The sequence below is a fragment of the Methylomonas sp. genome, assembly GCF_023228165.1.
Taxonomy (GTDB): domain Bacteria; phylum Pseudomonadota; class Gammaproteobacteria; order Methylococcales; family Methylomonadaceae; genus Methylomonas.
Genome location: NZ_JALOBS010000035.1, coordinates 19,353 through 31,784 on the forward strand (window position 1 = coordinate 19,353; position 12,432 = coordinate 31,784).

The window sequence follows — 12,432 nt, forward strand, 5'->3', positions numbered from 1 at the left end:
CTCAATATAAAACTAAATGAAACAAGTCTTTAAAATAGCTGCTTTTGACGGCCTTTGGGATATTTTAACTAAACTCTCATCTTCTAAAGCGGCAAGGCTTTTGAAATTCACCGTATCTATCCACTTTATTGATGCCTACCAGACACGCTTTACCCTTCATTAGCCACCGTTTAAGTGGTACGCTATTCCTAGCATTTTACCCAAGTAATTCCCCACTGACCCAACGGAGTCCAAACATGACCAGCATTGATAAGGCTGCTGTCGAACACATGCTCAAAACCTTTATTGACCCCAATGTCGCGACCGATTTGATATCGGCCAAATCGGTCAAAAACATTGCCATTGACGGCACCGATGTCAAGGTCACAATCGAACTGGGTTACCCGGCTAAAAGCTATATTCCGCTGCTAACCGCACAATTACAGCAAAAACTGACCACTCTGGCCGGAATCGGGACGGTCCAGCTGGACATAAGCGTCAATATCGTTGCCCACTCGGTACAGAAAACCTTAAAACCGTTACCCAACGTCAAAAACATCATCGCCGTTGCATCCGGCAAGGGCGGGGTCGGCAAATCGACCACTTCCGTGAATCTGGCGCTAGCATTGGCCGCCGAAGGGGCAGAAGTAGGCATCCTGGATGCAGACATATACGGCCCCAGCATTCCCACCATGCTCGGCCTATCCGGCCAACCTGAAACCCTAGACGGCAAATTCTTGCTGCCGAAAATTTCTTTTGGCGTCCAAACCATCTCGATCGGCTACCTAGTCGACCCGGACCAACCCATGATCTGGCGAGGCCCCATGGTAACCGGCGCACTGCAGCAATTATTGACGCAGACGCAGTGGTCCAACTTGGATTATTTAATAATCGATTTACCGCCCGGCACCGGCGACATTCAACTGACCTTGGCCCAGCAAATTCCCCTGAGTGGCGCCGTCATCGTCACTACCCCGCAAGATATTGCCTTGATCGACGCCCAACGTGGGTTAGGTATGTTTGAGAAAGTCAACGTACCCATCTTGGGCTTAGTGGAAAATATGAGTATTCATATTTGCAGCAATTGCGGACATGAGGAAGCGATTTTCGGCAAAGGTGGCGGCTTGGCCATGGCCGAGAAAAACAACATCGAGTTGCTTGGCTCGTTACCACTGGACATCAACATCCGCCAACAAGCCGACAGCGGGCGCCCCACGGTGGCCGCCGACCCGGATAGTCGCGCAGCGGAAATGTATAAAGCTATAGCTCGCAAAATGGCCGCTAAACTGGCCATGCGCGCCCGGGATTACAGCAGCAAATTCCCGAACATTGTGATTCAAAATACCTAGCCGGAATTGACGCAATCAACTCCCTTCATTATGGATAGCTGATACCGCTAATCATCCTTGGCGGTATCAGCTAAGACAGGCGCTCAAAAAGAGGTGGCTTTGAAAGCACCCGCCATTTTATACCCGCCATCCTTGACGGGCATACCCTGCCCGGTTCATCCCGAACCTAAGCAAACGCGGGTTTCGGTAAAGTCTCAAACCCAAAGACAAACCCTGGCCGCCTGACTTTCCAGCAAGGTCCGGTCAGCTTTCCGACCCCGCCTCAAGACGACCGTGGCAAAATAGCTGGCAAGTGCATCCAGCTCCATCCGCCCCCCTGCGCTGTGTTTATCGCTCGGGAGTCAGGCCGAATCAAAAACCTGTGTTTTCTCAATTCGGCGCCACACCTTCTATTTAAAGCACATATCGTGCCACCCCTTATTTCAGCACATCAATGCAGCCTAGAATCTTCTCTTCCCGACAAGAATCCAGGAAGCACGAGCATGATCAAAATGGCATTTTGAATTAAATGATCAGAATATAGCCATATGATTTATATCGATTTTTTAGCGCAACCAGCCGCGCACCGCCGCCGTTGCGGCCGCTAAAGAAAAATGAGTGAAAAACACACAGAAAAGGGCACGGTTGATTCAATCTACCGCTTACCTAGCTCGGGAGACGCCTAAAATCTATTTATAAACCAGGTTGTATGCCGCATTACCGAGGGAAATCCCACACTGTGTTTGCAAACTTCAGCAAAGCAAAGCCCCCATCGCTTCACTTATTTCCCATGACACCCCATCAAGATAGTCGCCGGCCAGCCGATTGACCAAAGTGAATTAATTCGATGCCATTATTGCCGAACGTTTCAGAGCGGACATTATTTGTGGAAAGTGATGACCTTACGCGTCTATCCGGCAAAGTCGCTTCAACTTACCCAAACAAGTAGCGTTAAAAATATAGCGGGACGGGACTTGAAAGCTCTGCAGCTGTATTTTGCGCTGCGTAGAGCTGATGGAGGATGATGAAAGGCTTGAAACTACTAAATTTGATCCCGCTCGCTTCCAAACAAAAGGCATAGCGGCGATCAGATCAGTACTAAATTATCCCGGTGAATCAATTCGTCGTCGTCGGCGTAGCCCAACAACGATTCAAACTCACTACTAGGCTTGCCGGCGATTTTAGCAGCATCTTCAGCGCCATAATTGATCAAGCCACGGGCAATTTCCACACCCTGCAGATCCCGGCAAGAAACCAAATCCCCACGCTTAAACCTACCTTGCACTGCTTTTACCCCTACGGCCAGCAAACTTTTGCCTGCTGTTTGCAGAATTTTGACCGCCCCGTCATCGAGTACGACACTACCCTTGCTTTGCAATTGCCCGGCCAGCCACTGTTTTCTAGCTGCCAGCGGCGCCAGATTGGGAATCAGATACGTACCCAACTGCTCGCCTTGAAACACCCGTCCGACCACATCCTCTATCTTGCCGGACACGATCACCGTGGCCGCTCCGGAACGTGCCGCCAAACGCGCGGCGCGCACTTTAGTGTACATACCGCCCCGCCCCAAACCACTGATACTCTCTCCAGCCACTTGATCCAATTGACTGTCGTTGACACTGATCTCGGAAATCAATTGCGCATCGGGATTGAGACTGGGATTGGCATCGTACAAGCCGGTTTGATCGGTAAGTATGATTAACAGATCGGCTTCCACCAGATTGGCCACCAAAGCCCCCAGGGTGTCGTTATCGCCGAAACGAATTTCTTCGGTGGCAACGGCATCGTTTTCATTAATAACCGGCACCACACCATAATCCAGCAAGGTCAGCAAGGTACTGCGCGCATTAAGATATCGCTGCCGGTCTGATAAATCGTCATGCGTCAGCAACACTTGCGCAGCCAGCAATTCATGCTGTTGGAATTCATTTTCAAACCGCCGGACCAAGCCCATTTGCCCAACCGAAGCCGCCGCCTGCAACTCGTGCAAGGTTTTCGGACGGGTTTTCAGCTTCAAGCGACTCATGCCCTCGGCCACCGAACCGGAAGACACCAGCACCACATCGACGCTACGCTGTCTCAGCATAGCCATCTGCGCCACCCATTCGGCTATAGCTTTGACATTAAGACCCCGCCCGCCGTCGGTTAGCAACGAGCTGCCTATCTTGATAACAATGCGTTGGGCTTGACGAAAATCACTCCGACTCACGGGATAGCTCCTGCTCCTGTTCTTTTTGCTGGGCTTTTTCCTGTTCCAAGAAATCCATAATGGCGTACATCAAGGCTTGCGTGCCCTGGCTCTTTAATGCGGATATCTTAAATACCGGGCCTTTCCAGCCCAATTCATCCACGATGGCCTGACAATGTTGATCAACTTCATCGTCCGGCAGGTTGTCTATTTTGTTTAGCACCAGCCAGCGGGGTTTGTTCGCAAGCTCATCACTCCACTTTTCCACTTCCTGAATGATTTTACGCGCCGAGCTCACTGGCGACTCATCGCTTTCATACGGGGCAATATCGAGGATATGCAGCAACAAACCGGTTCTGGACAAATGTTTTAAAAATTGTAAACCCAGCCCCGCGCCTTCGGCGGCACCTTCTATAACACCCGGAATATCGGCGATAACAAAACTGCGCAGATCATCGACACGGACCACACCCAGATTGGGGTGCAAGGTGGTGAACGGATAATCGGCCACTTTCGGGCGGGCTGAAGAAACCACCCTGATCAGGCTGGATTTACCGGCATTCGGCATACCCAACAAACCGACATCGGCGATGACCATCAATTCCAGATGCAACAAGCGGTGTTCGCCGGCCGAACCTTTACTGGTCTGCTGAGGTGCCCGGTTTATGCTGCTTTTGAAGCGCGTATTGCCGAGACCATGAAATCCGCCCTTGGCAACCAACAAACGCTGACCGGGCTTGGTCAAGTCGCCAATCTTTTCTCCGGTACTCGCCTCATACACGATAGTGCCAGGCGGCACGGCCACCAAACAATCTTCGCCTTTTTTGCCTGTGCAATCGCGGCTACCGCCGTTTTCACCGCGCTGGGCACGATGCACGGAATGATAGCGAAAATCCACCAGGGTATTGACGTTTTCGGTAGCCACCAAGTAGACGCTACCGCCGTCACCACCGTCACCGCCATTGGGACCGCCCAAAGGTATATATTTTTCCCGCCGAAATGAGGCTTTGCCATTTCCGCCATCGCCTGCCTCTACACGGATTTCCGCTTCGTCAACAAATCTCATAATTGTCCGGTATAAACAAAAAAGCCCCGCTGAAAAACGAGGCTTTTTGTATCGGTTGCGCCATAAGCACAGCCAAAAAATTTATGCTGCTGCAATACTGATGTATTTGCGGTTTTTGGGGCCTTTTTCTTCAAAAACCACGGTACCATCCATTGTAGCAAACAGGGTATGGTCTTTACCCATGCCTACGTTGTCGCCCGCATGGAATTTGGTGCCGCGTTGGCGAACCAAAATATTACCCGCTTTTACCACTTGACCACCAAAACGCTTAACGCCCAGCCGCTGAGCATTAGAGTCACGTCCGTTGCGGGTACTACCGCCTGCCTTCTTGTGAGCCATTTTCTAAACCTCGTGTGTTATGCAGAAATGCCAGTAATCTGGACTTCTGTGTAATATTGACGATGCCCCATTTGTTTCATGTGGTGCTTACGTCTTCTGAATTTAATGATTCTGATTTTTTTGTGTCGACCTTGTGAGACCACGGTCGCAGTGACTTTACTGCCCTGGACAAAAGGCTGACCGACTTTTACCGCATCGCCTGATTGAACCATAAGCACTTTGTCAAACTCTACGCTGTCGCCGGCGCCCAACTCAAGTTTTTCGATTTTTAAGGTAGTACCCTCTGCGACACGATACTGTTTACCACCTGTTTGAATTACCGCATACATCAGCGCAAGCTCCATCAAGCATATATCTGTTAAAAGTGAACAGCGGATTATATTTTCAAACAGGGGCGCCGTCAAACCTAAATTGCAGTTAATTTGACAAAACCACACAATTTCAGGAGCGGTACTATTGACACTACCCGGCATTATAAATAGCATCACGGCCAATTTATCCAAAGCCTTGCACTACCGAATGAAATTTTTGAAATTCTCATGACAGTCACGCACTTACGCTCCGATTCGGTAACCATTGATTTCGATTCGATCAAAAACCTGACTGCAGCCGAAACTCAGGCAGTCGACCAACTGATTCTCAACGAGCTGAGTTCCGACGTGGTTTTGATCAATCAGATCGGCCATTACATCATCGGCAACGGCGGCAAACGTCTACGCCCCATGCTGCTTTTACTGGCGGCCAAAGCTTTAGGTAAAGCCAATGAACACCATTTGATACTAGCCGCCGTAATTGAATTTATCCACACAGCCACTTTATTACATGATGACGTAGTGGACGAATCGGTCCTGCGCCGCGGCAAGGAATCCGCCAACGCGGTATGGGGCAATGCCGCCAGCGTGCTGGTCGGCGATTATCTTTATTCCAGCGCCTTTGAAATGATGGTGCGGACCAACAACATGCGGGTAATGGATATTCTATCCAAAACCACCACGGCCATTGCAGAAGGCGAAGTATTACAGCTATTAAATTGCAACAATCCGGACACCAGCGAACAAAAATACCTGGACGTGATTGCCCGCAAAACCGCCATTTTATTCAGCACGGCCACCCGTCTGGCTGCCGTTATTTCGAATGCCGACCCCGAGGCGGAAGATGCGCTGGCCATTTACGGCCAGCAACTGGGCGTGGCCTTCCAACTAATCGATGACGCATTGGATTACAAAGCCCGCAGCGAAGAGCTGGGCAAAAATCGGGGAGACGATCTGGCCGAAGGCAAACCCACTTTACCTTTGATCTACGCTATCGAGCACGGCACACCGGCACAAACCCAAATCGTCATCGACGCGATTCGCCACGGCTCCAGAGACGCATTTAATGAAGTTTATGAAGTGGTCAAAGCTACTAACGCCATCGAATACACCGAACAATGCGCCGATAGGGCGGCCGAACAAGCCATAACAGCCCTGCAATGCCTACCTGATTCCGACTATAAAGCTGCCCTGGAACAACTCGCGCACTTCTCGGTGCAGCGCGCCCATTAAACTATTCCGCCTCGTTCAGCACTCCACCCAACTGCTGAATGCTCTCATTCAAAAGCGCCAGTTTTTTTTCCAGCTTATCCAATAACTGCCGCATCATATCGGGCACTTGACCTTCGCCTCCCTCCAAAGCGGCGGAAAATCGCTGCTCCACGACACTGATCAGATCGTTATCCACTATATCATCCAACAACAACAAGGCCTCAGCTTTAACTATCTGCGCGGCAAAGCCGGCTTTATGCAACCGCTTCGCTCGCAATTCCAAATCCTTACATGCCCGCAACGCACTGCTTGCAAGCTCCTGCACAGACTCTAAAAGCACCAGATCCGCAGCTATCAGCAGCAAATCATTGGCCGCATCTTCCACTTCAGATAACGCAATTTTGAAACGCTTCTTTACCGATTTCATCGCATCGCTCGTCCAATTCGTTGTTAAAACACTCATGCCTGGCACATAAACAGCTGCTTTAGCGGCAAACAGTAAGCCATGATAAACATCAAATTCCTCACCTACAAAACCCATTGTTTTATAAGCTTTTTAATTATCTTACATACTAGGATTAACTTGCATTTACAGCGTCAATCATTTAACTTAATCGCCACCTTAAAAGGCTAGGGGTGCTTTCAATATCGGCAAGTCCGCCACGAAAGCTGAGAAAAACCCTTTGAACCTGACCCGGTTAATGCCGGCGTAGGAAAGCCCACTGTTTTTCCTGCGCTCGCTATTTTTTGTTATTTATACCTTCGGGTATTTTGGAGATATGCATGAGCGCTGTCCGCAATGAAATTACTACCGACACCGGCAGTAGCATAAGAATAGATTCCTACCCCGCATCGGAAAAAATCTATATCCCAGGCAGCCGGCCTGACATTCAAGTACCGATGCGTCAAATCAACCTGTCGGATACACCCGCTACTTTCGGTGCCGAGAAAAATCCGCCGATTTTCGTCTATGATACCTCCGGTGTGTATACCGACCCGAATGTCGATGTGAACCTGCATAAAGGCCTGGGTTCAATACGCGGCGCCTGGATAGACGAGCGCGGCGACACCGAATTACTCAGCGGCCCCACCTCCAAATACGGCCATGAACGCTTGCACGATCCCAAAACGGCCGATCTGCGTTTCGAACTGGCCCGTAACCCGCGCCGCGCCAAAGCCGGCCATAACGTCTCGCAAATGCATTATGCCCGCAACGGCATCATCACCCCGGAGATGGAATATATTGCCATCCGTGAAAATCAAAATCTGCAAGCGATGCGTGACCGTTACAAGGGTCAACACCCCGGCTTTTCTTACGGCGCCTCGATTCAATCGATGATTACCCCGGAATTCGTCCGCTCGGAAGTCGCCCGCGGCCGCGCCATCATCCCGGCCAATATCAATCACCCGGAACTGGAACCGATGATCATCGGTCGCAATTTTCTGGTCAAAATCAACGGTAACCTGGGCAACTCGGCCGTCACCTCTTCCATCGAGGAAGAAGTGGAAAAAATGCTGTGGGGCATCCGCTGGGGCGCCGACACCATCATGGACTTGTCCACCGGCAAGAACATCCACGAAACCCGCGAATGGATATTGCGCAACTCGCCGGTACCGATCGGCACCGTGCCGATTTACCAGGCGCTCGAAAAAGTCGATGGCAGGGCCGAAGAGCTGACCTGGGATATTTTCCGCGACACACTAATTGAGCAAGCCGAACAAGGGGTGGATTATTTCACCATTCATGCCGGCGTGCGCCTGCACCACGTACCGCTGACCGCAAAACGCCTGACCGGCATCGTCTCCCGCGGCGGCTCCATCATGGCTAAATGGTGTCTGGCGCATCACACCGAAAGTTTCCTGTATACAAATTTCGAGGAAATCTGCGAGATCATGAAAGCTTACGACGTGTCGTTTTCATTAGGCGACGGCTTGCGGCCAGGCTCGATTTACGACGCTAACGACGAAGCCCAATTCGGCGAACTGGAAACCTTGGGCGAACTGACCCAAGTCGCCTGGAAGCACGACGTGCAAACCATGATTGAAGGCCCAGGCCATGTGCCTCTGCAAATGATCAAGGTCAATATGGAAAAACAATTGGAAGATTGTTTCGAAGCGCCCTTCTATACTTTGGGCCCGCTGACCACCGACATCGCCCCCGGCTACGACCATATCACTTCCGCGATAGGTGCCGCCAACATCGGTTGGTACGGTTGCGCGATGCTGTGCTACGTGACCCAAAAAGAGCATTTGGGCCTGCCCAACAAGCAAGACGTCCGCGAAGGCATCGTCACTTACAAGATCGCCGCCCATGCCGCCGATTTGGCCAAAGGCCATCCCGGCGCGCAGATCCGCGACAACGCCATGTCCAAGGCGCGTTTCGAATTCCGCTGGGAAGACCAGTTCAATCTGGCGCTGGACCCGGAAAAAGCCCGCTCTTTCCACGACGAAACCTTGCCCAAGGATTCAGCTAAGGTCGCCCATTTCTGTTCGATGTGCGGCCCGCATTTCTGTTCGATGAAAATCAGCCAGGACGTACGTGATTACGCGGCGGAAAAAGGTTTACAGGAAGAAGAAGCGCTAAGACAAGGCATGGTTGAAAAGTCCGAGCAATTTTTGAAGGAAGGCGCGGCGATCTATCACGAAGTGTAGCCAAACGCCGCTTTAGTCCATAAGACAAAGAGGCTGGTTTTCAACCTTAAAAACCAGCCTCTTTACCCGCCTCCGACAAACGTTACTCGATTTTAAGCAATTCTTTACCGTCCGTGGAAAAACGGCAAATCCCAGCGACAAAATAACTGCAATCCTCCGACTGTTCAATAGTGGCCCCTTCGGGTAAAAGTTTAATAGTCAGACTGCAATAATGCGCCTCACCCTCGGCCCGCCTTTTCATTAACAACTCATCTTCGGCTACGGCTTTAGCCTCCCCGGAAATAGTTGCCGAACAAGCATTTTCACCAAACTCATCTGCGTTTGGTTCAAAATCCACATCCACGGTCACCGTGGTTTCATCTTCCACGGTGTTAATTTTTAAATGCTGGACATGATTGTCGTCCCTCAACAAATAATGATCCGTTGCCGCCAAGGCAGCTCCTGAAACCAGCATTGCAGCCATCAGGCACATTTTTATTTTCATAATCGCTCTCCTTTAAGCTCAACATTTAACGACAAAATCCCGCTGATCAAGTCGTATGACACATCAATCCAAACGGGATTGATCGAATCCCCATACTCTGCTTCCACTCCGCCGGAGTCAAGCCGAAACCCACACCAAACGCATGACAATTAAGGCAAATTAGCAAATTCCCGTGCAGCGATCATGAAAGAAAGGCGGTTTTATGACATAATCCGCGCTCATTTTTCATGCTGTTTTGTGTCCATGCCTAACCGAACAATCCTTGTTACCAGTGCTCTCCCTTACGCCAACGGCCCGATTCACTTAGGCCATTTGGTCGAATACATCCAAACCGACATCTGGGTGCGCTTCCAGAAAATGCGCGGCCACCAATGCCACTATGTATGCGCGGACGACACCCACGGCACCCCAATCATGTTGCGAGCCGACAGAGAAGGCATCACACCGGAACAATTGATTGCTCAAGTCGAACAGGAACACCGCGCCGATTTCGATGCTTTCGGCGTGGCTTTCGACCATTATCACAGCACTCATTCGGAAGAAAACAAAACCCTATCCAGCCTGATATACAAACGCTTGCGCGACGGCGGCCATATCAACAGTCGCAGCATTACCCAGGCATTTGATCCGGTTAAAAACATGTTCCTGCCGGATCGTTTCATCAAAGGCGATTGCCCGAAATGCGGCGCCGCCGATCAATATGGCGACAATTGCGAAGCCTGCGGCGCCACCTACTCGCCGATGGAACTGAAAAACGCGGTATCGGCCATTTCCGGCGAAAAACCCATAGAAAAGGATTCGCTGCATTACTTTTTTAATTTGGGCGATTTCAGCGACATGCTGAACGACTGGACCCGCGCCGGACATTTGCAGCCGGAAGTCAGCAATAAAATGGCGGAATGGCTGCAAAACGGCCTGCAGGAATGGGACATTTCCCGCGATGCCCCCTACTTCGGCTTCGAAATACCCGACGCGCCGGGCAAATATTTCTATGTCTGGCTAGATGCGCCTATCGGCTACATGGCCAGCTGCAAAGCTTTGTGCGACAAGCAAGGCTTCGATTTCGACAGTTACTGGCATAAAGACAGTGCAACCGAGCTATATCACTTCATCGGCAAGGACATCATCTATTTCCACGCGCTGTTCTGGCCGGCCATGCTACATGGCGCGGATTTCCGTACCCCCAGCGCCATTTTCGCCCACGGATTTTTGACCGTAAACGGCGAAAAAATGTCGAAATCCCGCGGCACCTTCATCAAAGCCCGTACTTATCTGGACCATCTGAACCCGGAATACTTGCGCTATTACTTTGCCGCCAAACTCAGCGCCGGCGTCGACGACATCGACTTGAGCTTCGACGACTTTACCCAACGCGTGAATGCCGACTTAGTCGGTAAAGTGGTCAATATCGGCAGCCGTTGCAGCGGCTTCATCAGCAAACGCTTTGAGGGCTTGTTGTCCAGCGAATGCGCAGAGCCGGACTTGTTCCAGCAATTTATCGATGCACAAAGCGATATTGCCGATCTTTATGAAAACCGCGAATTCGGTAAAGCCATGCGCGAAATCATGGCCCTGGCGGATAAAGCCAACCAATATATCGACGACAAAAAACCCTGGCTGATCGCCAAGGAAGAAGGCAGGGAATTGGAGCTGCAACAAGTCTGCAGCGTCGGCTTAAATTTATTCCGTATCCTGATCGCCTATCTGAAGCCAGTGATTCCAACGCTGGCGGCCAATGCCGAACAATTCCTGAATCTACCGCCGCAAGCTTGGCCAAGCGATGCCCAGCCTTTGCTGATGCACAAAATCAATCCATTTACCCCGCTGATGACCCGCGTCGATCCTGAAAAAATCGCCGCCATCGTGGAAGCCTCCAAGGAAAACCTGCAGCCGACCCCGCAGCCGGTTGCCAAGCGTTTCGATGCCGTCGCCGAGCCGATCGAAATCGACGACTTCGCCAAAATCGATCTGCGCATTGCCAAAATCATCAACGCGGAACACGTGGAAGGCGCCGAGAAACTGCTGCATTTAACCGTCGATATCGGCGACGAAACCCGCAGCATCTTCGCCGGCATCAAATCGGCGTACGCCCCGGAAGACCTGATCGGCAAACTGACTGTAGTGGTCGCCAACCTGAAACCGCGCAAAATGCGTTTCGGATTATCGGAAGGCATGGTGCTGGCTGCGGGACCGGGTGGCAAGGACTTGTGGGTGTTATCGCCCGACGCCGGCGCCCAGCCCGGCATGCGAGTAAAGTAAAGCCCTCATGACCGCGCCACTCGCCGAGCAAATCGACGCCCTGCTGCCGCAAACCCAATGCCGCAAATGCGGCTTTGCCGGCTGCAAGCCGTACGCTGAAGCCATCGCCCAAGGTAGCGCGGATATTAACCAATGCCCGCCCGGTGGCGAATCCGGCATTTTCAAGCTTTCAACATTGCTGGGCGTTGCCGCCAAACCGCTCGACCCCGCCTTCGGTATCGAGCGCCCCAGACTGGTTGCGGTTATTAATGAAGTGGACTGCATAGGCTGCACCAAGTGCCTGCCGCCCTGCCCGACCGACGCGATTTTGGGCAGCGCCAAGCACATGCACACCGTCATAGAGGCGGAATGCACCGGCTGCGAATTATGCGTAGCACCCTGTCCCGTCAATTGCATCAGCATGCAGCCCGCCGTCGACCCAGACTGGACCACCGAAAATGCCAACCACGGCAGACGCCGCTTTCAAGCCAAAAATCGTCGCTTAACTCAACAGGAAGCTGAAAAAGCCGAACGCTTAAACCGGCAAAAGCAATTACTCGCCAAAATTAAAAGCGCAAAAACGTCACTTTAATCGGCATCGGCAATGACTTAACGCCTAATTAGCTTTATAATGC

General features: G+C 51.4%; 12 protein-coding genes and 1 riboswitch. Of the genes, 6 read left to right on the top strand and 6 right to left on the bottom strand.

The genetic code is table 11. The features are described 5' to 3' along the window. The first annotated feature begins 16 nt into the window (after positions 1-16). Together M0R33_RS20215 and apbC are read left to right on the top strand one after the other, a co-directional pair. Positions 17-163 (top strand): hypothetical protein, encoded by a 147-nt coding sequence (locus tag M0R33_RS20215; RefSeq protein WP_292573602.1) that lies wholly within the window; start codon positions 17-19, stop codon positions 161-163. 73 nt (positions 164-236) lie between these two features. After that, a complete protein-coding gene (gene apbC / locus M0R33_RS20220) occupies positions 237-1,328 on the top strand; it encodes an iron-sulfur cluster carrier protein ApbC (RefSeq protein WP_292573604.1) in 1,092 nt (363 codons plus the stop codon). Positions 1,329-2,394: 1,066 nt separating this feature from the next. Here the strand turns inward: apbC and proB are convergent. The 4 genes from proB to rplU all read right to left on the bottom strand — a co-directional run bounded on the left by proB (position 2,395) and on the right by rplU (position 5,229). Continuing rightward, positions 2,395-3,516, bottom strand: coding sequence for a glutamate 5-kinase (proB, locus tag M0R33_RS20225; protein ID WP_292573606.1), 1,122 nt, complete (start codon positions 3,514-3,516; stop codon positions 2,395-2,397). After that, positions 3,503-4,561: an Obg family GTPase CgtA gene (cgtA, locus tag M0R33_RS20230; RefSeq protein WP_292573608.1), complete on the bottom strand. Its 1,059-nt coding sequence runs from the start codon at positions 4,559-4,561 to the stop codon at positions 3,503-3,505. The genes proB and cgtA overlap by 14 nt, the downstream gene beginning before the upstream one ends. An 81-nt stretch (positions 4,562-4,642) precedes the next feature. After that, positions 4,643-4,900, bottom strand: coding sequence for a 50S ribosomal protein L27 (gene rpmA, locus M0R33_RS20235; protein WP_292573610.1), 258 nt, complete (start codon positions 4,898-4,900; stop codon positions 4,643-4,645). 17 nt (positions 4,901-4,917) lie between these two features. Further along, positions 4,918-5,229 (bottom strand): 50S ribosomal protein L21, encoded by a 312-nt coding sequence (gene rplU / locus M0R33_RS20240; protein ID WP_292573655.1) that lies wholly within the window; start codon positions 5,227-5,229, stop codon positions 4,918-4,920. A gap of 210 nt (positions 5,230-5,439) precedes the next feature. On the opposite strand from rplU, the gene ispB reads away from it, so the two are divergent. Further along, the gene (gene ispB, locus M0R33_RS20245) at positions 5,440-6,444 is read left to right on the top strand and encodes an octaprenyl diphosphate synthase (RefSeq protein ID WP_292573612.1); all 1,005 of its coding nucleotides are present in this window, start codon (positions 5,440-5,442) and stop codon (positions 6,442-6,444) included. A gap of 1 nt (position 6,445) precedes the next feature. Here ispB and M0R33_RS20250 read toward each other — a convergent pair whose 3' ends face one another. Next, on the bottom strand, positions 6,446-6,850 hold the full coding sequence (locus M0R33_RS20250; RefSeq protein WP_292573614.1) for a hypothetical protein: 405 nt from the start codon (positions 6,848-6,850) through the stop codon (positions 6,446-6,448). 195 nt (positions 6,851-7,045) lie between these two features. Next, a riboswitch (TPP riboswitch) is annotated at positions 7,046-7,156 on the top strand. A gap of 50 nt (positions 7,157-7,206) precedes the next feature. Between M0R33_RS20250 and thiC the strand changes: the two genes are divergently transcribed. Next, positions 7,207-9,075, top strand: coding sequence for a phosphomethylpyrimidine synthase ThiC (gene thiC, locus M0R33_RS20255; RefSeq protein ID WP_292573616.1), 1,869 nt, complete (start codon positions 7,207-7,209; stop codon positions 9,073-9,075). A gap of 82 nt (positions 9,076-9,157) precedes the next feature. Here the strand turns inward: thiC and M0R33_RS20260 are convergent, their stop codons facing one another. After that, on the bottom strand, positions 9,158-9,559 hold the full coding sequence (locus M0R33_RS20260; protein WP_292573618.1) for a hypothetical protein: 402 nt from the start codon (positions 9,557-9,559) through the stop codon (positions 9,158-9,160). Between the two features lie 243 nt (positions 9,560-9,802). On the opposite strand from M0R33_RS20260, the gene metG reads away from it, so the two are divergent. Together metG and M0R33_RS20270 are read left to right on the top strand one after the other, a co-directional pair. After that, a complete protein-coding gene (gene metG / locus M0R33_RS20265) occupies positions 9,803-11,818 on the top strand; it encodes a methionine--tRNA ligase (protein WP_292573620.1) in 2,016 nt (671 codons plus the stop codon). A 7-nt stretch (positions 11,819-11,825) separates the two neighbouring features. After that, on the top strand, positions 11,826-12,389 hold the full coding sequence (locus M0R33_RS20270; protein ID WP_292573621.1) for an RnfABCDGE type electron transport complex subunit B: 564 nt from the start codon (positions 11,826-11,828) through the stop codon (positions 12,387-12,389). Positions 12,390-12,432: the final 43 nt, after the last annotated feature.

What these genes read in the sequence shown, in the direction of transcription:
- M0R33_RS20215 (WP_292573602.1), top strand. Translation starts at nt 17, where the DNA reads ATGAAACAAGTCTTTAAAATAGCTGCTTTTGACGGCCTTTGGGATATT.
- apbC (WP_292573604.1), top strand. Translation starts at nt 237, where the DNA reads ATGACCAGCATTGATAAGGCTGCTGTCGAACACATGCTCAAAACCTTT.
- cgtA (WP_292573608.1), bottom strand. Translation starts at nt 4,561, where the DNA reads ATGAGATTTGTTGACGAAGCGGAAATCCGTGTAGAGGCAGGCGATGGC.
- rpmA (WP_292573610.1), bottom strand. Translation starts at nt 4,900, where the DNA reads ATGGCTCACAAGAAGGCAGGCGGTAGTACCCGCAACGGACGTGACTCT.
- rplU (WP_292573655.1), bottom strand. Translation starts at nt 5,229, where the DNA reads ATGTATGCGGTAATTCAAACAGGTGGTAAACAGTATCGTGTCGCAGAG.
- ispB (WP_292573612.1), top strand. Translation starts at nt 5,440, where the DNA reads ATGACAGTCACGCACTTACGCTCCGATTCGGTAACCATTGATTTCGAT.
- M0R33_RS20250 (WP_292573614.1), bottom strand. Translation starts at nt 6,850, where the DNA reads ATGAAATCGGTAAAGAAGCGTTTCAAAATTGCGTTATCTGAAGTGGAA.
- thiC (WP_292573616.1), top strand. Translation starts at nt 7,207, where the DNA reads ATGAGCGCTGTCCGCAATGAAATTACTACCGACACCGGCAGTAGCATA.
- M0R33_RS20260 (WP_292573618.1), bottom strand. Translation starts at nt 9,559, where the DNA reads ATGAAAATAAAAATGTGCCTGATGGCTGCAATGCTGGTTTCAGGAGCT.
- metG (WP_292573620.1), top strand. Translation starts at nt 9,803, where the DNA reads ATGCCTAACCGAACAATCCTTGTTACCAGTGCTCTCCCTTACGCCAAC.
- M0R33_RS20270 (WP_292573621.1), top strand. Translation starts at nt 11,826, where the DNA reads ATGACCGCGCCACTCGCCGAGCAAATCGACGCCCTGCTGCCGCAAACC.